Here is a 21,911-nt window from a genome sequence, read left to right on the forward strand (position 1 = left end):
ACCTATTAAAAGGTAAATCAAAAAGATATTATTACAAAAAATCTCCCAAACAAGTGAAAAGATATAAAAAACGCTTTCTTCTATCTCAACAGAAAAAATAGAATAATTAATATTATTTAGAAAAACAGAACCAATTAGAAGTGCAAAAAACATAAAGACAAAGAAAGTTATACAATTTTTTATAAATTCTTCTTTTTCAATTCTATATAGGATCAATGAAAAAAGATTCTCTGGTGGGCTCAAAATAGGCAAGTTCTTAAGAGAGTTCGTTAGTCTTTGGGATCTTTGCCTCAAATATAAGCATTCGGGACAATTTGCAATATGAGTTTCTAATTCAGATAGTTGCTTGGAAGTAATCATTCCAAGCTCTTCAAGTTCTATAAGTTTTCTGCATTCATCACACCTCATATGTGCTTAGCTCCCTGTAAAGTTTTTTTCTACCTCTTGAAATTCTCATTTTAACCGTACCCTCATCAACCGACAAAATATTCGAAATCTCCTTGATACTTAAATCTTCTTGATAAAATAAAACTATAACAACTCTGTAAATTTCTGGAAGCTTTAAAAGTGCTTTCTCAATAGCTTCTTTATTTTCAAATCTTATAATCATATCTTCGGGCAATAAAGAGTTATCTACCGGATCGAAACTCCTTTCGTCATCTTCTGAAGTTAATTCTTCAAATGATACGTATTCCTTTTTTGATCTTTTTTTATCTATATATAAATTTGTTAGTACCCTTTTTGACCATGGTATAAAAGGATAATTTATATCAAATTTATCTATATTGTTATAAAACTTAATAAAAAACTCTTGCACAAGATCCTTTGCCTCTTCGGAAGAACCGCACAATCTATAGGAAAGAGTATATATAAAGCTACTATACTTATTATATAGATCTCTAAAAGCATTTTGGTCTCCCGATTTTATCCTTAAAATTAAGTCTGAGTCCATTTATTAGAAAGCACCCCATACAATCACCTTTATTCTACTTATTTAGAGTATATATTATTTACACTAAATAGAATACGATTTTATTATTAAAAAAGAAACAAAAAAAAGGGAGCAAAAATGCTCCCTTTAAAGAATTTTAATTTTAATACTAATCTACAAGATAGTTCTCAAACAACTGAAGATGTTCCATTTCTTCTAACAAGATTTTTTCAAAGAGTCTTTTAGTAGCCAAATCATCTTGCTCCTTTGCAAAATTAATTATCTCTTTATAAAGTTTTATAGCTTCTTCTTCGGCTTTAATGTCAAGTTCAAGCATTTCTTTCAAAGAAGATCCCACTTCTATAGTATTTGGTTTAGTAGTTGGAATTGAGCCCAACGAGACAAGATGTTCAGCAATGTCTTCAGCGTGCTTCATTTCTGTAATAGATATCTTTTTCATATCTTCACCAACAATCTTTCCTTTAAAGCCTCTGGCCTGTATATGCTGCCACATGTACTGGATACTAACCTGAATTTCTCTAGCAATGGCCTGATTTAACATTTCAAATAGCTTATCATTTATTGCTTTTTTCTCTTGCATCTTATTTCCTCCTCAAATTTAATTATAATAATACATTATATTACAAAATTAATAAAGTAATAATTAAAATCACTCTAAAAATTCTTCTTTAAAAGACTTTAATTTTTGATCCTGTAGCGAAATAATTGGCGTTTCTATAGGCCAAGGTATGGCTAAGAACTGATCGTTGTACCTTACACCGCTAGAACTTTCTGGAGAATATTCTGCAGAAGTTTTATATAAAACAATTGCAAAATCGCTTAAAACGCAAAAACCATGTAAAAAACCATCTGGTACAAAAAATAGATAATCATCACTATCATGTAAAATAACTGTAAAATATTTACCAAAGGTTTTAGATTCTTTTCTAACATCTACCACAACATCAAATATGCTTCCATAAACGCACTTCACTAGTTTTGCCTGCCCATAGGGCTTCTTCTGATAATGTAAACCCCTAATAACTCCCTTTTTTGAAAAGGATAAATTATCTTGATTAAAATCCAAATCAATTCCCAAGCCTTTAAAATCAGAATTTTTAAAAATCTCTTGAAAGTATCCTCTATTATCAAAAAACTTTTTTGACTTTATTAAGAGTAAACCTTCCAATGGCGTTTCTATCTTTTCGAATGGCATATTTCTCCCCTATTTAATTTATTTTTTTCATTTTATAATAAAAGTGAAAATTAAAAAAGGATTTTTCAGAAGGGAGTTAAAAATGGGTAAAACTATTGCAGAGAAAATTTTTTCTAAGCATTCAAAAAAGGATGTAAAAGCAGGTGATTACACTCTTGCAAAATTAGATATGGTTCTAGTGAACGATATCACAGGACCACTAAGCGTTATGGAATTTCAAAAATTAGGAAACATCAGTGTTTTTGATAAGGATAAAATAGCAATAATATGCGATCACTTCACTCCTAACAAAGATATAAAATCAGCTCAAAATGTAAAAATGTTAAGAAATTTTGCAAGGGAACAAAATATTAAGCATTTCTACGAACCTGGCAATGTAGGAATAGAACACGTAATGATTCCTGAATTAGGCCTAGCTCGTCCAGGGTATTTAATAATTGGAGCTGATTCACACACTTGCACTTATGGTGCTTTGAATGCCTTCTCTACAGGAGTAGGATCTACAGATGCTGGAATGGCAATGGCAACAGGAGATACATGGTTTAGAGTGCCACCGTCATTTAAAGTAGAGATAGTAGGCAAACAAAAAAAATGGATTGGCGGAAAAGACGTAATACTTCACCTTATAGGAAAGATTGGTGTAGAAGGAGCAAATTACTTTGCCCTTGAATTTTGTGGAGAAGGAATAGAAAATCTTTCTATAGACGATAGATTCACAATTTCAAATATGGCAATTGAGTGTGGAGGAAAGGCTGGAATATTTAACTATGACAAAATTACTGAAAACTATTTTAAAGAGTTAAATATAGAAATACCTGACTACATTGAAGCAGATAAGAACGCAAATTATGAGAAAAGCACCTTAATTGATTTAAGTAAGTTAGATTATACTGTTTCGCTACCTTTTTCTCCAGACAATACTACAAGCATAAACAAGTTAGAAAAGACTTTTGTTGATCAAGTTGTAATAGGCTCATGCACAAATGGCAGGATCTCAGATCTAAGAATTGCCGCTGAAATATTAACAAATAAAAAGGTAAAAGATGGTCTCAGGGTAATTATTTTGCCAGGAAGTCCTAAGGTTTATCTTGAAGCCTTAAGAGAAGGTCTAATAGAAAAGTTTATTTTAGCTGGCGCAGCAGTTTCTACCCCTACTTGTGGACCATGTCTAGGTGGACATATGGGCATACTTGCAGAAGATGAGGTTTGTGTTTCTACCACTAACAGAAATTTTATAGGAAGAATGGGACATCCTAAAAGCAAGGTTATTCTCGCTTCACCTGCTGTTGCTGCAGCATCTGCCGTAACAGGATATATAACTTCACCTGAGGAGGTAATGTAAATGATATTAGAGGGCGCTGCAAGAGTTTTTGGAAACAATATTGATACAGATCTTATAATAGCAGCAAGATATCTCGCGGAAACCAATGAAATCGAATTGGGCAAAAACTTATTTAAAGACCTAAGACCAAACTTTATAAACGAGATGAACAAAGGAGATATAATAGTTGCAGGAAACAATTTTGGTTGTGGATCGTCAAGGGAACACGCTCCATTAGCTATAAAGGGCGCTGGCATAAGTGCAGTAATTGCAAACTCGTTTGCAAGAATTTTCTTTAGAAATGCCATCAACGTTGGTCTTCCAATTTTTGTAACGAGTGAAAATTTAAGATCAATTGAAGAAGGAGACCTTTTGTCTATAAACGCATCAGAAGGAATACTAGTGAATAAGACTAAAAACAAGACATATAAATTTGATCCTTATCCAGAATTTTTACTGAACCTTGTAGAAATAGGCGGACTCTTTAACTTTACCAAAAATCGTTTAGAGGCAGGTGTATAAAAAATGTATAAAGTTGCATTTTTACCTGGAGACGGAATTGGTCAAGATTTAAAAGAAACAGTTATACTTTTTAGAAATAAAATTGAAGAAAAGTATAACCTTTCTTTTGAATTAAATGAACTTCCGATTGGAGGAAACGCAATAGATTCCTTTAAAGATCCATTACCTTTGGATACTTTAAAGGAATGTAAAGATTCTGATGCAGTTTTTTTAATAGCTGTTGGAGGACCAAAATGGGATAACAATCCTCCAAACCTCAGGCCTGAAGCAGGATTATTAAAGTTAAGGAAAAGCTTAAACGTTTTTTGCAACATTAGACCAATTAAGCTTTCAAAACATTTAACGCATCTTTCCTGCTTAAAATGCGAAACAGTAGACAAAGGTTTGGATATAGTAATATTAAGGGAATTAACTGAAGGGCTTTACTTTGGTGAACCAAGAGGAATTTACACTCAACCAGATGGTTCAAAAGTTGCAATAAACACAATGTCTTACAGCTCAATTACAATTGAAAAATTTGCAAAAATTGGATTTGATCTGGCTATGTCTAGAAAGAAAAACCTAACATCCGTTGATAAAGCAAATGTCCTTGAAAACTCAAGGTTGTGGCGAGAGGTAGTAGAAAACCTTTCAAAATCTTATCCAGAAGTAAAGTTAAATCATCTATATGTCGATAATGCCGCGCTTCAAATGATATACGATCCTAACCAGTTTGACGTAATAATAACTGAAAATCTTTTTGGAGATATACTAAGCGATGAAGCTGCTGCTTTAGTTGGTTCCCTCGGGCTTTTGCCCTCCGCTAGTATAGGAGATAACAAGCCATTTTTATATGAACCTGTTCATGGATCTGCACCGTCAATTGCAGGAAAAAACATGGCAAACCCTATAGCAACAATATTTTCAATCGCTTTAATGTTAAGATTGAGTTTCAATAGGGATGATATCGCACTAGATTTAGAAAACGCTGTAGAAAAAACCTTGGAAAGGCAAATAGGTACTCCCGATCTAAAAATGAAAAACGTTGTTGGAACAAGAGAATTCACAAACGAAGTCCTAAGAAATCTATAAATCTTTACATATTTGTTTCAAGTGCTCTTTCATCTCAACCTTAAATTCAGGATGTTGTAATGCAAAATCGACTGTGGCTTTAAGATAACCTATCTTTGAGCCACAGTCGTATCGTTTTCCCTCAATCTCCACTCCCAAAACCAACCTTCTACTGCATAATGTTCTGAGAGCATCAGTTAATTGTATTTCGCCGCCCCTACCCGGTTTCGTTTCTCTCAAAATTTCGAAAATTTCCGGGACGAGAATATACCTTCCAATTACTGCATAATTTGAAGGAAATTCATTAATCTCAGGCTTTTCAATCAGATCGTTAATTTTCAGTACCCTCTCATCATCCGGAATAGGCTTTGCTAGAGCTATGCCATAATTACTTACCTCTTCCTCAGGAACCCTTTCAAGAGCTAAAACAGGACTATTATACCTTTCATATACATTTATTAACTGTTTTAAAGCTGGAATATCAGAATTTATTATGTCATCCCCAAGAACTACTGCAAATGGTTCATTGTCGATTACAGCAGAAGACATAAGTACTGCGTGTCCCAAACCTAGAGGTTTTGGTTGTCTAACATAAATAAATTCAGCATCATCACGAATTTTGTCTACATCAGCCAAAAGGTTGGATCTTTCTTTATCCCTTAAAATGGACTCAAGCTCCCAAGAGGCATCAAAGTAATCTTCAATAGGCCTTTTATTTCTGCCTGTAACAAATATCATATATTTAATACCGGATTGTAAAACTTCTTCTACCACGTACTGAATTAGTGGTCTATCCACAAGTGGAAGCATTTCTTTTGGAGATGCTTTTGTAGCTGGCAAAAATCTAGTTCCCATCCCTGCAACAGGAAAAACTGCTTTTCTAATCATCAAAAGCCTCCTCTTTTATATCAAAGTATACTAATTATGTTAAAATACTTTTTACTAATAATAACATTTATGGAAATAATTTTAGAACTGTTAAAGAATAGAAATTATGAAAAAATCGTCTTGCTTTGTAATAAAGAAAGACGATTTTGGACTTTTTTAAAATCAAGATTATATGATCCCAATCTTTTAATAAGATACAGAACTGTAGAAGCTATTGGATTGTATATGAAGGATTTATGGAATAAGAATAATGAAGACAAGGTAAGGGTATTTATAAGAACTCTTTTATGGTCCCTTAATGATGAATCTGGAGGAATAGGTTGGAGCTCAGCACCAGCCATAGCACAGATAATAACCCACATTCCTTCTTTAAAAGATCCATATCTTTCAATAGCAATGACCGCTCTTGATGAAGAGTTACTAAAAAAACCAATTTTATGGGCTATAGCTAAGGTAGGAAAGAGAGCTTTGGAAGATGTAGAATTCCATAAAGATAACTTTTTAAAAGCTTTTAGTTCAAGAGATAAAGAAACCATAGGCTACGCCATTATAGCATCTATAGAAACAGGTTTCAAAGAGTCTTTAGAATATATTTTGAATTTTAAAAGTGATTCTTATAACCTTGATTTCTTATATTTTATAAATGGTTTTTTTGTGAAAAAAAATTTTCAAAATTTGGTTGATGAGGCAATTAAATTATTAAAATGAAAGACATACTAAACAGTATTGAAAAGCTTTATAAAGAAGTAGAAGATGAATTTGAAAAAATTGGAAGATATTATGATTTTAGCTGTTTTGGTTGCACTTCGAATTGTTGTACCACGTTATTTTATCATTACACATTTGTTGAGGAATTTATCTTACAATACGGTTTATCAAAACTTGAAAATGATAAGAAGCTATTAATACTTGAAAACTCTAGAAAATACTTGCTCTCAAAAGAGAGTTACAATGGAAAAGAAAAATTTAAAATGATGTGTCCAGCCAACAAAGATGGGCTTTGTATGATATATGAATATCGACCTATGATTTGTAGAATTCATGGTATTCCCTCAAAACTTGTTTTCCCTAACGGTAGAATCGATTTCTATAAAGGATGTGAAGTTTTAGCTTCAAAGTTTTTAGAATTTCCATATGTTTTAGATAGAACACCATTCTTCAAAAATTTAAGCCTGTTAGAAATAGATTTTAGAAAAAGAATAAACAAACCAATAAAAATTAAGTTCAAAAAAACTATTGCAGAGATGATTCTAAGTAAAGAGTTGGAAAGTATCTATGTCTGAAAATATTATTAATAATGACATTGAACATATCTTTTTAGATTTTGATGGAACAATAGTCCATAAAGAATTTGACCATTATTTTTGGACAGAATACGTTCCTTTACAATATTCAATTAAAAACAATATTTCAATAGAAGAATCAAAAGGAAAGCTTTATAGCATGTACAACGCTTATAAAGGTCAACTTTGTTGGTCTGATATAGATTTCTGGTCCTCAAAGTTGAACCTTGATATAGAAAAACTTACGCACTCCATTTCACATTTAATCAAGCCATCAAAAGGAATATATGAATTCTTTTTATCTGCAAAGAAAAATAACAAGAAAATCTTTATTTTAACTAACGCACATAAAAAAACGCTTAATATTAAACTTTCAAGGATTCACATTAAAAGACAAATTGATAAGATAATAACTTGTTTTGACTTGGGATACCCAAAAGAAAATATTAACTTTTGGAAGAACTTAAAAAGGCATGTCGAATTTGATCCGAAAAAATCTCTTTTTATTGATGATCTTGAAGAAAACCTAATACAGGCAAAAAATGCAGGGATTAAAAATGTTTGGTTAAAGGTGGAAAAAGAAGAAATACAAAATGTTCGTACAAGCTTTTTTTACTTTGATTCCTTTGAAAATTTATTATAATTATCTTTAAGATTTTTATGAAATATAATTATAAGAAGGCCTATTATTTCAATAGTGAATTGTCCTTCATAATGTTTTTAAATATTTTATGGGAGGCTTTATGAAAAAAATTAGAGTTGGCATATTTGGTGCAACTGGATACGCTGGTTTAAATATATTTAGGATTTTATCGAATCATCCTTTTGTGGATTTAAAATATCTATCATCACATTCAAATAGTGGAGAAAGTTATAAAAAGTTGTTTCCATCCTTTAATACTGACTTAGTGCTCGGTCCTACAGTGCCAGAGGTCGCAGAAGATTTAGATGCCTGTTTTATAGCCCTACCCGCAGGAGAAACCTCAAAATTTGTAATAGACCTAATAAAAGCGAATAACAATATAATTGTAATTGATCTTGGAGCAGACTTTAGATTTAAAGAAAAAGAAATTTACGAAAGAACTTATAACATTAAACACAACTGTCCTGAAATATTGAAAGAATCAGTTTACGGTTTACCCGAAATAAATAGAGAAAAAATTAAAACAGCCAAAATTATTGGTAATCCCGGTTGCTATCCTACAAGCGTTTTATTAGGATTATATCCAATAATAGTTAATTTTAAAGAAAGCATAGAGAACATAATCGCAGATTCAAAATCTGGTGTGAGTGGAGCGGGAAGAAAAATTGCTAAAGATTATCTCTTTTGCGAAATTAATGAAAGCGTAAAGCCGTATGCAGCTAGATTTCACAGACATCAACCAGAAATGAACGAACAAATAAAATTAATTTCTAGTAAAGCCCCTGATTTAATTTTTACACCCCATCTTATTCCTATGCAAAGAGGTATTCTTTCAACCATTTATGTATTTTTTAAAGAAAATCTTCCTGGTGAAGAAACTATAAAAGAACTTTATTACGAAAAATATAAAAACGAGATGTTCATCAGAGTGCTTGACGGCGATCTTCCAAGTACCGCGATGGTAAAGTCCAGTAATTTATGTGCAATAAATATTTGTAAAACTTCAGACAAGACTCTAAAAATCTTCAGCGCTATTGATAATCTAATAAAAGGTGCATCAGGGCAAGCTGTACAAAATTTAAATATTATTTTTGATTTTCCTGAAAACTTATCATTGACCAATTTGCCGGAGGTAATATAGAATTGTCAAACCTTCAAGAAAACTTCAGTTTCGCAGGAGTAAGTTGTGGTTTAAAATTATCAGGCAAAAAAGACCTCGGAGCTATTTTTTGTAAAAAGAAAGCCCTAACTTTTGCTGTTTTTACTCAAAACAGCGTCGCAGCAGCACCTGTAAAAATTTCAAAAAAGAGACTAAATAAAAATAAATTCATAAGGGCAATACTTGTTAATTCAGGAAATGCAAATGCAGCAACTGGAATTGACGGGTTCAACGATGCAATTGAAATATCAAAAAATTTTTCAGATCTAATTGGAATTGAGGAAGATGAAGTACTTTTGGCTTCTACGGGCATAATTGGAGTGAGATTGGATAAAAGTAAAATTATAAGCAAAATTCCAGCATTAGTAGATAGATTAACCTTAAACAATCACTTAGACTTTAAAGAATCAATCATGACCACAGATAGATTTGAAAAAGAATATTTTGAAACCATATCTTCGAAAGAATGCGGTGGTATTTATATAAGAGCTTACGCAAAAGGTTGTGGCATGATATGCCCCAATCTAGCCACTATGCTCGTTTTTATAACTTCTAATATAAATGCTGACGAAAAAATCCTCAAAGAAATGTTCATTAATTGTGTAAATAAAAGTTTTAATGCCATATCAGTTGACGGAGACACATCTACTAATGATTCAGTTTTTTTTATGACTGATATGAGCTGCCCAGAAAATACAATAAATAATAGAGAAGACAATTTAATAATAGAATTTGAAAAAGCCTTAAATCGATGTTGTATAAAATTAGCAAACGATATGGTAAGGGATGGTGAGGGTTCTACAAAAATTCTAGAAGTTAGAGCAATTGGTTTCGCCAATGAAGAAAATGCAAAAAAGGTAGCATCAAACATTGCTAAATCAACGCTTGTAAAATGTGCGTTTTTCGGTTCAGACCCAAACTGGGGAAGAATCCTTTGTGCAGCAGGCAATACAAACCTAATCGATGAAGACTCTGTTTCAATTAAGATCTTTGACACAGAAGTTTACAATAAAAGGCCTATCAACTTTGACAAAGAAAGTCTTAGCAAAAAAATTTCAGATAATGAAAGAGTTATAATAGAAATTTACAATAATAGTGGCGATAAAAGCTTTACCTTTTATGGTTGCGATTTGACCTTTGATTATGTTAAGTTAAATTCAGAATATTCAACGTGAGGTGAAAATTGTTCGACAAAAAGTTACAAGCAAAGATTATCATCGAAGCCCTGCCATATTTCAAGCAGTTCAACAATCAGGTACTTGTAATTAAATACGGTGGATCAATTTTAGAGGCAGAAGATGTAAACGAAGCGCTCTTTCAGGATATTGTATTGCTTAGCTATCTTGGAGTAAAGATAGTACTTATACACGGTGGAGGACCTGAAATTTCTCGTTGGCAAAAAATCCTAAATATAGAAACAAAATTCATAGAAGGTTTAAGGGTTACCGATTCAAAAACTATGGAAATAACCGAAATGATACTCTCTGGTAAAGTAAATAAAAATATTGTTGCAAAGATTCAAAATTATGGAGGAAAGGCAGTAGGAATATGTGGTAAAGACGGTGGAATTATACTAGCAAAGAAAAAATCCGAAAAATATGGTTTTGTAGGAGAAATTATAGATATAAATCCATCTCTAATTATTGCTCTTGTAAATTCAAACTACGTACCTGTAATGTCTCCAATAGCGTATGATGAGGACGGCAATTCTTTAAATATAAATGCCGATTTTGTCGCAGGCAAGATCGCTTCGTCTCTTAAAGCAAAAAGACTTTTATATCTTACGGACGTGCCAGGAATATTGTTAAATAAAGATGATCCAACTACAATCCTGTCAAAAATAAAAACCTCAGAAATAGACAATCTAATAGAAGAAGGAGTGCTTTCAAAGGGCATGATACCAAAAACTTTATCAGCAAAAGAGGCTATCGAATCTGGAGTGGAAGCAGTACATATCATTGACGGAAGGGAACCACATTCACTTTTGCTTGAAGTACTTACACCAGAAGGCGTTGGAACTATGATCGTTAGTGATAATTATGACAAATAAACCAATACTATACACCTTTCCAGGTAATAAATATTGTCAAAAACTAGAAAAGCTCATTAATGAAAAGGGTCTAGATATAGAAGTTATTTCAATTTATAATATATATTGTAAAAGTTCAGAGAAACTTGGAATAAAGGAAATATTTAAGAAGATTGGTACTGAAACTTTGCCAATATTAAAATTTAGGGATAAATATTATTCTGATTTTGACGAAATAGAAAGGATCCTGATCAAAATTGACAATTAGACCTCTAGATAATATGGTACTTGTAAGGGTTATGAGTCCGAGTGATAGGACTTCATCAGGCATTCTTATACCTGAGACTGTCAAAGAAAGCCCAAAGGAAGGGCTTGTAATAGCCATTGGAGATTCAACAGAAATAAAGGTAAAAGTAGGAGATCAAGTAATATTTGCTAAAGATATGGGTTTTGAAATAAATTACGAAGGAAACTCATATCTAATTTTGCCAAGCAAAGCTATTCTTGCAGTAATAGAATAACAATTGTGAAAAAGGTTTTTATCCTTTTGGGACAAACTTGTACTGGTAAAACTAGCGTTTCTCTCAAAATTGCACAAAAGCTACCAATAGAAATAATCTCAGCAGATTCAAGACAGGTTTATAAATATATGGATATTGGTACAGCAAAGCCAACCAAGGAAGAATTGAAAATCGTGCCACACCATCTAATAGACATAATATACCCTGATGAAGAATTTAATGCCTTTATCTTTCAAACAAAAGCTTTAGATTTAATTGAAAATATTATTAGCAGATCAAAAATACCTCTGATTGTAGGAGGTACTGCCCTTTACCTAAAGGGTCTGATAGAAGGATATAATTTTGCCTGTGGTACAAAAGACAAAAAGGTAAGAAGTAATTTAAAAAGAATTGGCTTAGAAAAAGGTTTTGAATATTTATATCAAAAACTAAAAGAAATAGATCCAGCATATGCCAAAACAATTTCACCAGTTGACAAAATAAGAATAATAAGAGCTTTAGAGGTTTATGAAGTCTCAGGTCTAACTTTTTCTCAAGCAGCCAGGAATTCATACAATAAGTATTATTATAAAGTTTTCGGATTAAGCATTGAAAGAGGAACGCTTTACGAGAGAATTAATAAAAGGGTTGATCTAATGATTCAAAACAATCTTATCGATGAAGTAAAATTTCTTATTAGCAAATATGATATAAATACAAAAGCATTCCAAACTTATGGTTATAAGGAAATAATAGATTATCTAATTAACAATTTATCTTTAAATGATTCAATCGAACTTATAAAAAAGAATACAAGGAATTTTGCAAAACGTCAGATGACATGGTTTAGAAAAATGAATGCAGAATGGATTGAAAACATAGATTATAATATTAGTGCAAATTACTTAATAAAAAGAATTGAGGAGGAATTAGATTCGTGAAATTTTATAAAATGCACGGAACAGGCAATGATTTTGTTATGCTTTTGCCAGAAGAGTCTAAAGTTGTAGAAAAAAACAACCCTTCCGAAATAGCCAAAAAATTATGCGATAGACATTTTGGAATTGGTGCTGATGGCATAATTCTTATGCTTCCTTCTGATAAAGCAGATTTGAAAATGAGAATTTTTAATGCAGATGGAAGCGAAGCAGAAATGTGTGGAAATGGAATCAGGTGTTTCGCAAAACTAGCAAAGGATATGAATATAGTTGACAAAAACAAAATAAAAGTAGAAACGCTAGCTGGCATTATTATACCCGAAATTATAAAGTCTGATAGTAAAGAGTCACTGGTTAAGGTAGATATGGGTATTCCAAATTTAAAACCAGAATCGATACCAATAGTAGGTTTTGAAGGAAAGGATTCTGTTATAAATCAAAGAATTCAAATAAATGATAAGACATTTCTAAATGTAACTTGTGTATCAATGGGCAACCCTCACACTGTGATCTTTATGGATTACGATTTAAAAAACTTTCCAATAGAAGGTATTGCACCAGAGGTTGAACATTCGCCCTGGTTTCCAAAAAAAACTAATGTGGAATTTGCAAGAGTAATTTCAAAAAGCGATATAGAGCTTAGGGTTTGGGAAAGAGGAGTAGGTGAAACCTTAGCGTGTGGTACTGGAGCTTGTGCTACTGCTGTCGCTGCAAAATTGAATAACTTTACTAATGGAAAGGTAAATATTCATTTACCTGGTGGAATTCTTCATATAGAATATGAATTGAATAATGTATTCATGACTGCAACTGCTACTATGGTTTTTGAAGGTATAATCAAAATATAAAATTAAAAACTATTTTTTAGGAGGATATAAGGTTGGATTATTCAAAAACATACGAATCATCAACAAAAGTTGAATTTAATGTAATGTTTCCAAAGGAAGAGATAGAAAAAGAATGGAAACAAACTTTTGACGCAATTGCAAGTAGAACAAACATAGCAGGTTTCAGAAAAGGTAAAGTACCAAAAGCTATATTAGAAAAGGTTATAAAAGATGAAGATATTATTGAAAGCTTAAAGGAAGTATTATTAAGAAAAACATTTAATAAAATAAAAGAAGAACAAGGCGATAAAAATCTTTATAACGTTTTTAAAGAGGACGAATCGGAAATCCAAAGGGACAAAGATTATAATTTCAAGATGGTGTTTGAATATTGGCCAGATCCAGAATTAGGAGATTATAGGTCAATTAAAGTTAAAGGACATAATGTATCCGTTTCTGATGAAGAAGTGGAAAATCAATTAAACCTGATTCTTCAAAGCTTTGCAAAATGGAATAGTGTAGAAGACGGAGAAATACAACTAAAAGATGTTGTAGAGTTAACTATGGAAACAAAGGATGAAAATGGCAACGAGATTAAGGAATATACTGGTAAATCTGCTATTTCTATAAACCCTGATATAAAAGATAGACTAAAACCTCTAAGAGAGGCATTACTTGGGAAAAAGGCTGGAGAAGAAGTAGAGTGTGATATAGAAATAGAGTCTAAAATTGCTCACATAAAAGCAAAAGTAGATTCAATAAGAAGAAAAGAAGCGTCAAGTTGGTCTGATATCGATCTCCAAGCAAATTTTCAGGTTAATAGCTTAGATGAGCTGAAAGCTGAACAAAAGAATATAATATTTATGAACAAACTTAAAGAAGAAGTTGAAAATCAGAAAAAAGAGATATTAGATAAAATAAGGGAAATAAGCAAAATATACATACCAGAAACCGCACTGCAATTAGAAAAACAACAATATATAAATGATTTAGAAAAAAGAATAAAAAATAGACAAGTTTCAGCTGAAGAAGTAGAGGCCTTGAATAGCGGACAAGATAAATTTTCAGAATTTGTAGATAAAACTGTAAAAAGATCACTAGAAGAACTTCTAATAATTGAAAAAATTGCAAAGGATTTAGAAATAACAGTAGAAGATGCAGAAATTGAAAGTAGACTTAGAGCATACAAAGCAGGTTTAGATGAAGCAGATTTAGAAAAGTGGATTTCGGAATTAAAAAATGATAAAAGAATATGGAATCAACTTATCGCAGATGTTAGAAGAGAGAGGGTTTTTACAGCTTTATTGATGATGTGCGTTGAAAGAGAAAAGGAGGAAGATGAAACTAAGACAGGTGAAGAATTAGAACAAGAAGCTGAAAGCTTAGAAGCTGAAAACAAAAGTTAAAACAAATAAGGAAGGTGATTTATAAAATGAATATTTCAAGCGGTATTCTTATACCAACAGTTACCGAAAGAACATCACATGGAGAAAGAGTTTATGATATATATTCAAAACTTTTAAACGACAGAATCATTTTTTTAGGAACTACCATTAACGAAGATGTTGCAAATCTTGTTGTAGCACAGATGCTATTCTTAGAAGCAGATGACCCTAATAGGGATATATATCTTTATATAAATAGTCCAGGTGGAATTGTAACTGCAGGTCTTGCTATTTATGATACCATGCAATATGTAAAATCACCTGTTAATACAATTTGCTTTGGTCAGGCGGCAAGCATGGCTGCAGTTATACTAGCAGCAGGCGAAAAAGGCAAGAGATATTGTTTACCAAATTCAAGAGTTCTCATACACCAACCTTTAGGTGGTGCAGAAGGTCAAGCAACAGATATTGCCATTCAAGCCAAAGAGATATTAAAAGTAAAGGACACCCTCAACCAAATACTAGCTAAACATACAGGAAAAAACATAACTAAAATAAAGAATGACACAGAAAGAGATTTCTACATGGACGCTAACCAAGCAAAGGAATACGGAATCGTAGACGAAATTCTTGAAAAGAGAGAATAATAGATATATGAATAACGATAATTTACAAAAATGTTCCTTTTGTGGTAGAAGTTCAAAAGAAGTAGATAAATTTTTCTCAGGTAAAAACGGCGCTTTAATTTGCAGTGACTGTATAAAAATTGCAAACAAAATACTTGAAAGGGAAGAAAGAGAGAAACTCCTCGAAAATTACAATAACACAATAAATAAATTAAAGCCCAAAGAGATATTTGAAAAGCTCTCAGAATATGTAATTGGTCAAGAAAACGTTAAAAAAGTCTTATCAGTTGCAGTTTATAACCATTATAAGAGGATAATGCAAGACAAGAAGGATGATAACGATGTAGAAATTGTAAAGAGCAATGTTTTATTAATTGGTCCTACTGGAACAGGAAAGACTTTGCTAGCTCAAACTCTTGCAAGAATATTAAACGTTCCCTTTGCAATAGCAGATGCTACTACCCTTACAGAAGCAGGTTATGTAGGTGAAGATGTCGAAAATGTACTTCTAAGACTTATTCAAGCAGCAAACTATGATATCCGTGCCGCAGAAAAGGGCATTGTATACATAGATGAAATTGATAAAATCGGAAGAAAATCAGAAAATACCTCGATAACAAGAGACGTATCTGGTGAAGGAGTACAACAAGCACTTTTAAAAATACTCGAAGGAACAATAGCAAACGTACCTCCTCAAGGCGGAAGAAAACATCCCCAACAAGAGTTTATACAGATAAATACTGAAAATATACTTTTCATCTGTGGTGGATCGTTTGAGAAGATTGAAGAAAAGGTATATTCAAGAATTGGCAAAAAAAATATTGGATTTATCTCAAAGAGTAAAATAGAAAGAGAAATTAGAGAAGAAGAAGAAAAATGGAAAATATTACAGGAAAATATTTTACCAGAAGATCTAATTCATTTTGGTCTTATTCCAGAATTAGTCGGAAGGTTGCCTATCATATCAGTTTTAAGTCCTCTTGATGAAAATTTGTTAAAGAAAATACTTACTGAACCAAAAAACGCAATACTTAAGCAATACAAAAAGCTTTTAGAAATGGATAATATTACCCTAAATTTTACTGACGAATCGTTAAACTATATTGTTAAAGAAGCAATAAAGAGAAATACTGGAGCAAGAGGATTAAGAGCAATAATGGAAACCATTATGTTAGACGTTATGTTTGATGCAACGCCATTTGTTCAAAATGGCATCCTTGAAATTGACGAAAAATTTGTAGAAGAAAAGCTCAGCCCAAAAAAAGTTAGTTAAAAAATACGCAGCCGTTAAAATTCTTTAACGGCTGCTATCAAGAAAAAACTATTTTTTGTTTTCCTCTTCAAAAATGCTCAAATACTGATCAATAATAAACTCTAAATATATACACTTCTCGCCTTCCATACAAGAATCAGCATCGGCTTTGTCCAGATATGCATATCTCTTAAAATTTCCTTTAAAGAAGGTTATCAACCAGGCATTTTTGTCTTCTTCGAATACAACACTAAAATTTAGTTTATTTTCACCCAAATTTGGATATATCTCTCTTAACTTGTTTGCTAAACCTACCGCAGTATACATTAGCCCTCCTTTATAATTTGATATATTTATTAAATATATCAAAGTTATTTACTATTTTCAATATCAAGATTGCTAGCCTTAGCAAAGTCTCTTTGTGAATTTGCATAATCCCCCAATGCATAGTATGCATTAGCTCTATTAAAATACGCTACTGACATACTTGGGTTAATTTCTATTGCAGCGCTATATGCACTGATTGCCTTATCGAATTCATGCATATCATAATAACTAACCCCTAAATTATTATAATAACTTGCATTTTTTGGATTTAACTCTATTGCCTTTTGGTAATCCCTTATCGCAAAATCATAATTTCCTATTTTGTAATAGGACACTCCCCTTCCATCATAAGCATCAGCTTTTTTAGGGTTTAGTTCGATAACCTTAGAAAAATCTTGAATTGCTTTGTCGTACTCGTGTAACTCAAAATACGCCTTTGCCCTATTTGCATAAGCATCAACGAGATTTGGATTTGACTCTATAGCCATATTATAAAACGATATAGCCTTATAATATTCCTTCTTATCCAAAAATGAATTTGCCGAGTTCAAATAACCCCTATCTTTTCCATTGAAGGATAGGAGCGGAAATAAAAATATTAAAAATAAAACAAAAATGCTGACAATAAAAAATTTTTTAATCATTTACTCCTGAAAATAAGACCACTAAGATCTACTTTTTTTCTGTAAAACATACTCTGAATAGATTTATTCATTGTAAGATAGCTTATTTATATTGTAAAGATGCCGACATTCCTCAAAAATAACCATAGTACCCTGAGCATCCTGCTCGGGGCCTACTGCTCTTATAGTAACACGAGCATCTTGCTCGTGCATTTTTTGCTTTTACAGCTACCCAGCAGTGTCAATGTACTGGCATATGAAGAACGCTCAACGGTTCCTGGTTTATATTAGTTGATGTAGTATTAAGACTTATTGATTTTATTCCTGCATCAGATAAGCTTATTAATTCTCCATTTTCTGTTATTCCATCACCGTTTATATCCTGTCAGAGTTTAAGACTATTAAATATACTGTAAGAGGTTGTTTTATATTGTTTTATACAATTTTAGATAAAGGCCTCCAAATTCTCAAATTCTTTAAAATTTTTATCTCCGCTCATAATCAAAACACCTCAAAATATTTGTCTATAACAAACTTTACACAAAATAAATTGCGTAAATCAAAACATATTTTTACTTTACACAAAACAGTTTGCGTATATTTTATTTTACACAAATTTAATATACATCTCTACTCTCAATAATATCTATTATGCTATTAAAAGCATATTCTGCTGCTTTTCTACCTTCAGAAGGTTTATGTAAATTAATTAATCCTGCTTCGATTAAGCTTTTTAAAATATTATTCGCAGTCATTCTATTAGGCATGCCTGTCATTTGAATAAATTTTGTAGTGCTTATTATTGGTTGCTTAAAAAACGCATCAAGAGCAGGGATAGCATATTGAGATTTAGTTATCTGGATAAATCTATCTTTCATTTCATTGTAAAGATTTAAAAGCTTTTGAGCCTTTTGAATATTTATCTTAGCTTGTTCAATTACTGCCGTTAAAAAGAAATCTATCCATTCAGACCAATTGCCATCTTTAGTTATGATTAACAATCTATCGTAATACTAAGTTCTATTTTTTTCTAAATACTCACTTAAATAAAAACTTGGCCTTGATATTAAGCTTTTCCAGTACAAAAACAATGGAATTATAAGACGCCCAACTCTGCCGTTACCGTCTTCAAAAGGATGAAGAATCTCAAACTGTGCATGTAATAATCCAAGCTGTACTATCTTATCAGGATAATCATTTCTTTTTAAAAAAGCTTCCCAGTATTCAAGATGTTCTGGCAAAATAATAGGATCCGGTGGTATATACCTTGCTTTATTGATTGGAGTTTCAGAAGTACCAATCCAATTTTGTGTTTTTCTAAACTCACCTAGTAATCTAGATCTTCCCCTAACTTCAGTTAATAGAATTTTATGTAATTCCTTTATTAGAGATAGAGATAATGGCCTATTTTTAACTTCTTCTGTACCATATATCAGTGCTTTTTTATAGTTTAAAACTTCTTTTATATCACTTTTTAAAGAATCAGAGATATTTTTGGGAGTTATCCCAGCTTCTTCTTGGAGAACATCTTCAAAGCTTGCCTGCGTTCCTTCAATTCGGCTGGATAATACAGCTTCATTTGTTGTTAATGGGGCAAGTAAGATATCTGGGTTAGGTAAGCCTTGCAATATGCCATCAAAAAAAGCAATCTCCCTGTTAGCTTTACCTATTTTTTGTATAAAGGGCTCTAATTTTAAATTATTTGGTGGAAACTTTGCTGGTATGTAAGGTTTTGCTTTATCCATTTTTTCACATAGGCATTCTTTAATTCTTCTTGTTTAGCTTCAAATACATCTGAAACTCTTTTTAAAAACAGCATGCCAAAGATATACTCTTTGTATTCAGAGGCATCCATTTTACCCCTTAAAATATCAGCCGCTTTGAATAAATGCGTCTCAAGATGTTGCAGTGTGATTTTTTCGTTATTCATAATAACCCCTCTTAAACACTATATTTACATCTTCTTTCATTTTTTGCTTTCTTCTTTTTTACAAATAGCTTTTGTAATATTTTTCTATATATAGTAACACAGACATCTTGCCCATAGTACCCTGAGCATCCTGCTCGAGGTGTATTGCTCTTATAGTAACACGAGCATCTTGCTCGTGTGGATGTTCTTCATAGTAACGCAAGCATCTTGCTTGCGAAAAAACTACCAGAACAGAACGCTCTAACAATTACTCTTAAAAATAATACAACGGATCCACATCTACAATAAATATTTTTTTATCTTTTGGGGAATATCTACTTAACAGTATTTCAAGAAAATCTTTTCTGGTAGCATTATCCTTGAACCTTATTAAAGAATACATCCTGTAATTTCCATGCAATCTCAAAATGGGACAAAACTTTGGTGCAGTTACTTTTATATCCCCATTGTCAAACAGATTGTATACATCCTTCAAAATCACTTTAAATCTTTTTGCCTCTTCCTTCACCTCTGACAACTTTCCATTCCATCTAAAAATTACTTCGTGGCTAAAAGGTGGACAAAACATTTCCTTTCTTAACTCTAATTCTTCCAGCAAAAAATCCCAATAGCTTATCGTAGTAAACTTTTTTACAATTGGAAGTTGCTCTTCGCTTACCTGAATTACTACCTTACCCTCCATAGAATATCTTCCTGCTCTACCTGTTACCTGCACCAACAATTGATATAGCTTTTCAAATGACCTAAAGTCGGGCATTGAAGTTAAAGGTTCCAAAAATGGTATGCCAACAAAGTTTATTTTTGGAAAATTTAAGCCCTTTGTGATGATCTGAGTACCAACCAAAAAATCTATCTTGCCATCTAATATGTCTTGAAGAACGCCTTTCAACTTCGAGTGTGTATTTACACTATCAGAGTCTATCCTCTCTACATTGGCATTTGGAAAAAGATTTTTTAACTCTTGGGTAATCTTTTGGGAACCAGCACCGTATTGTTTGAAATTTATACCTGAACACCTCTTGCATACTGGATCTCTCGTAAATTTATACCCGCAATGGTGACATACGTATATCCTTTTCCCTTTTATCATATGAACGCACATTGGCACATCACAATTCTTACACTTTACCAGCTCTCCGCAATCGGCACAGCTAACAAATGGATAAAATCCCCTTCTTGGAACAAAAATAATAGCTTGTTCTTGTCTTTCTTTTATTTCCTTTAAAGAGGCTATAAAATCTTCACTAAATGTTCCATAAAAGCTCTGTCTTTTAACAATTTTTATTTTCGGCAAGTTAAACTCTTTAAATCGTTTAGAAAGATAGTATGATGAAATCTCACCTTCAAGAATCTTTTTACCCAGATTCACGCTTGGAGTAGCGCTTACATACAAAATCGGACAATTATTGCTCCTTGCTCTCTCTCTCGCAAGAATTCTTGCATCATATCTTATAAAGTCATCTTGCTTATAGTTCTCACTTTGCTCTTCATCTACTATAATTAGCCCTATATCGTTTATGGGAAGAAAGATCAAAGACCTTGGTCCGATAAATATCTTCTCGGTTAGATATGGCATGATATTTAAAAGTCTATTTCTTTCTGATTTACCCAACTGACTGTGCCATACATGAACAAGATGAGGAAATCTCTTTTCCAGTATATCTACAAAGTGCGTCGCAAGAGTAATCTCTGGTAAAAGAAGCAAGACATTTTTCCCACTTTGTAAAACTTTTATAATCAGCTTTAGATATACCTCAGTCTTCCCACTACCAGTAGTCCCAACCAAAGCCAATTCACAATACTTGTTTAGATATCCTTTGAAATATTTAAAAGCCTTAGCTTGTTCCTCATTTAAAGTCGCTAAGTTTTTCCATTTATCAATCTCATTAGCCTTTTCACACAGATCTAGATTAGCCCTGTCACCTTTTGAAGTAGTTTCACTAACTATATCTATAAGTTTCTCAGATAGAGCATATCTATAAGTTTCTTTGTATTTACCTTTTATATACGAAAGATCATATTCTCTCTTATTTAATAGCTCTAAGAAGCCTTTCAGATCATCAGAAATTAGCAAAGAATAATTTAAAACTTCCCTGCCCTTTTCAGAGATCTTAACCTTATTTTTGCTTAATAGCTTTATGTTAAATGACGGAAAAAGTCCAAGTGCGCTGTTAGGCGCAGCAAAATAATATTCGCAAACAAATTTATATAACCTGTATAAGTCCTCATTGAAAAATCTCTTCTCGTAAATTGAATTAACAGATTTAAGCTCTAGCAAATCCTCCTCTGAGGCCTCTTTTACATCTTCTACCACCCCAAGTAAACTTTTTTCCCCTATTGGCACGTCTACAAGTGATCCTCTACCAATAGCTACATCAGATTTGGTATAATAACTCAGTCTCTTATTAATATTTGGTAGTTGAACGTCTAAAATATATTTTTTCATAATTACCTCAATTCT

Annotated in this window: 27 protein-coding genes and 1 pseudogene; 16 read left to right on the forward strand and 12 right to left on the reverse strand. The window is 32.1% G+C overall.

The features are described from left to right. The 4 genes from ACWIUX_RS06135 to rfbC all read right to left on the reverse strand — a co-directional run. Positions 1–408, reverse strand: a 408-nt coding sequence (locus ACWIUX_RS06135) for a hypothetical protein (RefSeq protein WP_448589848.1), incomplete at its 3' end; no start/stop codon positions are given. Beyond that, a complete protein-coding gene (locus ACWIUX_RS06140) occupies positions 398–952 on the reverse strand; it encodes an RNA polymerase sigma factor (protein WP_448589849.1) in 555 nt (184 codons plus the stop codon). The genes ACWIUX_RS06135 and ACWIUX_RS06140, both read right to left, overlap by 11 nt. A gap of 148 nt (positions 953–1,100) precedes the next feature. Continuing rightward, the gene (locus ACWIUX_RS06145) at positions 1,101–1,532 is read right to left on the reverse strand and encodes a ferritin-like domain-containing protein (protein WP_448589850.1); all 432 of its coding nucleotides are present in this window, start codon (positions 1,530–1,532) and stop codon (positions 1,101–1,103) included. 69 nt (positions 1,533–1,601) lie between these two features. Continuing rightward, positions 1,602–2,147, reverse strand: coding sequence for a dTDP-4-dehydrorhamnose 3,5-epimerase (gene rfbC, locus ACWIUX_RS06150; RefSeq protein WP_448589851.1), 546 nt, complete (start codon positions 2,145–2,147; stop codon positions 1,602–1,604). An 82-nt stretch (positions 2,148–2,229) separates the two neighbouring features. Here rfbC and leuC point away from each other — a divergent pair, with 82 nt between their 5' ends. Genes leuC through leuB form a run of 3 tightly spaced genes read left to right on the forward strand, consistent with a single transcriptional unit; the run spans position 2,230 to position 5,061 of the window. Further along, positions 2,230–3,489 carry a 3-isopropylmalate dehydratase large subunit gene (leuC, locus tag ACWIUX_RS06155; protein ID WP_448589852.1) on the forward strand — a complete coding sequence of 420 codons (1,260 nt, stop codon included), beginning with the start codon at positions 2,230–2,232 and terminating at the stop codon, positions 3,487–3,489. Further along, on the forward strand, positions 3,490–3,990 hold the full coding sequence (locus ACWIUX_RS06160; protein ID WP_448589853.1) for a 3-isopropylmalate dehydratase small subunit: 501 nt from the start codon (positions 3,490–3,492) through the stop codon (positions 3,988–3,990). Positions 3,991–3,993: 3 nt separating this feature from the next. After that, the gene (leuB, locus tag ACWIUX_RS06165; protein WP_448589854.1) at positions 3,994–5,061 is read left to right on the forward strand and encodes a 3-isopropylmalate dehydrogenase; all 1,068 of its coding nucleotides are present in this window, start codon (positions 3,994–3,996) and stop codon (positions 5,059–5,061) included. On the opposite strand, the gene galU is transcribed toward leuB, so the two are convergent. Then, positions 5,056–5,928 (reverse strand): UTP--glucose-1-phosphate uridylyltransferase GalU, encoded by an 873-nt coding sequence (gene galU, locus ACWIUX_RS06170; RefSeq protein WP_448589855.1) that lies wholly within the window; start codon positions 5,926–5,928, stop codon positions 5,056–5,058. The genes leuB and galU overlap by 6 nt on opposite strands. A 36-nt stretch (positions 5,929–5,964) precedes the next feature. Here galU and ACWIUX_RS06175 point away from each other — a divergent pair, with 36 nt between their 5' ends. The 13 genes from ACWIUX_RS06175 to clpX all read left to right on the forward strand — a co-directional run bounded on the left by ACWIUX_RS06175 (position 5,965) and on the right by clpX (position 16,591). Further along, positions 5,965–6,636 (forward strand): DVU0298 family protein, encoded by a 672-nt coding sequence (locus ACWIUX_RS06175; protein ID WP_448589856.1) that lies wholly within the window; start codon positions 5,965–5,967, stop codon positions 6,634–6,636. Beyond that, positions 6,633–7,211 (forward strand): YkgJ family cysteine cluster protein, encoded by a 579-nt coding sequence (locus ACWIUX_RS06180; protein WP_448589857.1) that lies wholly within the window; start codon positions 6,633–6,635, stop codon positions 7,209–7,211. The genes ACWIUX_RS06175 and ACWIUX_RS06180 overlap by 4 nt, the downstream gene beginning before the upstream one ends. Then, the gene (locus ACWIUX_RS06185) at positions 7,204–7,854 is read left to right on the forward strand and encodes an HAD-IA family hydrolase (protein ID WP_448589858.1); all 651 of its coding nucleotides are present in this window, start codon (positions 7,204–7,206) and stop codon (positions 7,852–7,854) included. The genes ACWIUX_RS06180 and ACWIUX_RS06185 overlap by 8 nt, the downstream gene beginning before the upstream one ends. Before the next feature lie 100 nt (positions 7,855–7,954). Beyond that, positions 7,955–8,995: an N-acetyl-gamma-glutamyl-phosphate reductase gene (gene argC / locus ACWIUX_RS06190; RefSeq protein WP_448589859.1), complete on the forward strand. Its 1,041-nt coding sequence runs from the start codon at positions 7,955–7,957 to the stop codon at positions 8,993–8,995. A gap of 2 nt (positions 8,996–8,997) precedes the next feature. Beyond that, positions 8,998–10,188 carry a bifunctional glutamate N-acetyltransferase/amino-acid acetyltransferase ArgJ gene (argJ, locus tag ACWIUX_RS06195; protein ID WP_448589860.1) on the forward strand — a complete coding sequence of 397 codons (1,191 nt, stop codon included), beginning with the start codon at positions 8,998–9,000 and terminating at the stop codon, positions 10,186–10,188. Between the two features lie 8 nt (positions 10,189–10,196). Beyond that, positions 10,197–11,063, forward strand: a complete 867-nt coding sequence (argB, locus tag ACWIUX_RS06200) for an acetylglutamate kinase (RefSeq protein ID WP_448589861.1) — start codon at positions 10,197–10,199, stop codon at positions 11,061–11,063. Beyond that, complete coding sequence (locus ACWIUX_RS06205; protein ID WP_448589862.1) at positions 11,053–11,310, forward strand: glutaredoxin family protein; 258 nt, start codon at positions 11,053–11,055, stop codon at positions 11,308–11,310. Before argB ends, ACWIUX_RS06205 begins: the two co-directional genes overlap by 11 nt. Continuing rightward, positions 11,300–11,563, forward strand: a complete 264-nt coding sequence (locus ACWIUX_RS06210) for a co-chaperone GroES (RefSeq protein WP_448589863.1) — start codon at positions 11,300–11,302, stop codon at positions 11,561–11,563. Before ACWIUX_RS06205 ends, ACWIUX_RS06210 begins: the two co-directional genes overlap by 11 nt. A 5-nt stretch (positions 11,564–11,568) precedes the next feature. Continuing rightward, on the forward strand, positions 11,569–12,483 hold the full coding sequence (gene miaA / locus ACWIUX_RS06215) for a tRNA (adenosine(37)-N6)-dimethylallyltransferase MiaA (RefSeq protein WP_448589864.1): 915 nt from the start codon (positions 11,569–11,571) through the stop codon (positions 12,481–12,483). Then, on the forward strand, positions 12,480–13,328 hold the full coding sequence (gene dapF / locus ACWIUX_RS06220; RefSeq protein ID WP_448589865.1) for a diaminopimelate epimerase: 849 nt from the start codon (positions 12,480–12,482) through the stop codon (positions 13,326–13,328). The genes miaA and dapF overlap by 4 nt, the downstream gene beginning before the upstream one ends. Positions 13,329–13,360: 32 nt before the next feature. After that, on the forward strand, positions 13,361–14,713 hold the full coding sequence (tig, locus tag ACWIUX_RS06225) for a trigger factor (RefSeq protein ID WP_448589866.1): 1,353 nt from the start codon (positions 13,361–13,363) through the stop codon (positions 14,711–14,713). Positions 14,714–14,739: 26 nt separating this feature from the next. Further along, entirely contained in the window at positions 14,740–15,339 is a 600-nt protein-coding gene (gene clpP, locus ACWIUX_RS06230) for an ATP-dependent Clp endopeptidase proteolytic subunit ClpP (protein WP_448589867.1), read from the forward strand. 7 nt (positions 15,340–15,346) lie between these two features. Further along, positions 15,347–16,591 carry an ATP-dependent Clp protease ATP-binding subunit ClpX gene (gene clpX / locus ACWIUX_RS06235; RefSeq protein ID WP_448589868.1) on the forward strand — a complete coding sequence of 415 codons (1,245 nt, stop codon included), beginning with the start codon at positions 15,347–15,349 and terminating at the stop codon, positions 16,589–16,591. A 48-nt stretch (positions 16,592–16,639) separates the two neighbouring features. Here clpX and ACWIUX_RS06240 read toward each other — a convergent pair whose 3' ends face one another. From ACWIUX_RS06240 to priA, 7 genes and pseudogenes are all read right to left on the reverse strand, one after another. Continuing rightward, complete coding sequence (locus tag ACWIUX_RS06240) at positions 16,640–16,897, reverse strand: hypothetical protein (RefSeq protein WP_448589869.1); 258 nt, start codon at positions 16,895–16,897, stop codon at positions 16,640–16,642. A 44-nt stretch (positions 16,898–16,941) separates the two neighbouring features. Further along, positions 16,942–17,448 carry a tetratricopeptide repeat protein gene (locus ACWIUX_RS06245; protein ID WP_448589870.1) on the reverse strand — a complete coding sequence of 169 codons (507 nt, stop codon included), beginning with the start codon at positions 17,446–17,448 and terminating at the stop codon, positions 16,942–16,944. Positions 17,449–18,137: 689 nt separating this feature from the next. Continuing rightward, positions 18,138–18,521 (reverse strand): hypothetical protein, encoded by a 384-nt coding sequence (locus tag ACWIUX_RS06250; protein ID WP_448589871.1) that lies wholly within the window; start codon positions 18,519–18,521, stop codon positions 18,138–18,140. A 12-nt stretch (positions 18,522–18,533) separates the two neighbouring features. Beyond that, a complete protein-coding gene (locus tag ACWIUX_RS06255; protein ID WP_448589872.1) occupies positions 18,534–19,265 on the reverse strand; it encodes a Fic family protein in 732 nt (243 codons plus the stop codon). An 8-nt stretch (positions 19,266–19,273) separates the two neighbouring features. Then, positions 19,274–19,450: pseudogene (locus tag ACWIUX_RS06260) on the reverse strand (type I restriction-modification system subunit M N-terminal domain-containing protein); the annotation flags it as partial. A 58-nt stretch (positions 19,451–19,508) separates the two neighbouring features. Continuing rightward, on the reverse strand, positions 19,509–19,697 hold the full coding sequence (locus ACWIUX_RS06265) for a hypothetical protein (protein ID WP_448589873.1): 189 nt from the start codon (positions 19,695–19,697) through the stop codon (positions 19,509–19,511). A 6-nt stretch (positions 19,698–19,703) separates the two neighbouring features. After that, entirely contained in the window at positions 19,704–21,896 is a 2,193-nt protein-coding gene (gene priA, locus ACWIUX_RS06270) for a replication restart helicase PriA (RefSeq protein ID WP_448589874.1), read from the reverse strand. Between the last annotated feature and the right edge of the window lie 15 nt (positions 21,897–21,911).

The sequence above is a fragment of the Thermodesulfobium sp. genome (assembly GCF_053498235.1).

Coding starts and splice junctions, on each gene's coding strand:
- ACWIUX_RS06140 (WP_448589849.1), bottom strand. CDS start 952: ATGGACTCAGACTTAATTTTAAGGATAAAATCGGGAGACCAAAATGCT.
- priA (WP_448589874.1), bottom strand. CDS start 21,896: ATGAAAAAATATATTTTAGACGTTCAACTACCAAATATTAATAAGAGA.
- ACWIUX_RS06160 (WP_448589853.1), top strand. CDS start 3,490: ATGATATTAGAGGGCGCTGCAAGAGTTTTTGGAAACAATATTGATACA.
- ACWIUX_RS06240 (WP_448589869.1), bottom strand. CDS start 16,897: ATGTATACTGCGGTAGGTTTAGCAAACAAGTTAAGAGAGATATATCCA.
- ACWIUX_RS06180 (WP_448589857.1), top strand. CDS start 6,633: ATGAAAGACATACTAAACAGTATTGAAAAGCTTTATAAAGAAGTAGAA.
- leuB (WP_448589854.1), top strand. CDS start 3,994: ATGTATAAAGTTGCATTTTTACCTGGAGACGGAATTGGTCAAGATTTA.
- galU (WP_448589855.1), bottom strand. CDS start 5,928: ATGATTAGAAAAGCAGTTTTTCCTGTTGCAGGGATGGGAACTAGATTT.
- clpX (WP_448589868.1), top strand. CDS start 15,347: ATGAATAACGATAATTTACAAAAATGTTCCTTTTGTGGTAGAAGTTCA.
- ACWIUX_RS06255 (WP_448589872.1), bottom strand. CDS start 19,265: ATGGATAAAGCAAAACCTTACATACCAGCAAAGTTTCCACCAAATAAT.
- ACWIUX_RS06185 (WP_448589858.1), top strand. CDS start 7,204: ATGTCTGAAAATATTATTAATAATGACATTGAACATATCTTTTTAGAT.
- clpP (WP_448589867.1), top strand. CDS start 14,740: ATGAATATTTCAAGCGGTATTCTTATACCAACAGTTACCGAAAGAACA.
- argC (WP_448589859.1), top strand. CDS start 7,955: ATGAAAAAAATTAGAGTTGGCATATTTGGTGCAACTGGATACGCTGGT.
- ACWIUX_RS06205 (WP_448589862.1), top strand. CDS start 11,053: ATGACAAATAAACCAATACTATACACCTTTCCAGGTAATAAATATTGT.
- ACWIUX_RS06175 (WP_448589856.1), top strand. CDS start 5,965: ATGTTAAAATACTTTTTACTAATAATAACATTTATGGAAATAATTTTA.
- ACWIUX_RS06145 (WP_448589850.1), bottom strand. CDS start 1,532: ATGCAAGAGAAAAAAGCAATAAATGATAAGCTATTTGAAATGTTAAAT.
- rfbC (WP_448589851.1), bottom strand. CDS start 2,147: ATGCCATTCGAAAAGATAGAAACGCCATTGGAAGGTTTACTCTTAATA.
- leuC (WP_448589852.1), top strand. CDS start 2,230: ATGGGTAAAACTATTGCAGAGAAAATTTTTTCTAAGCATTCAAAAAAG.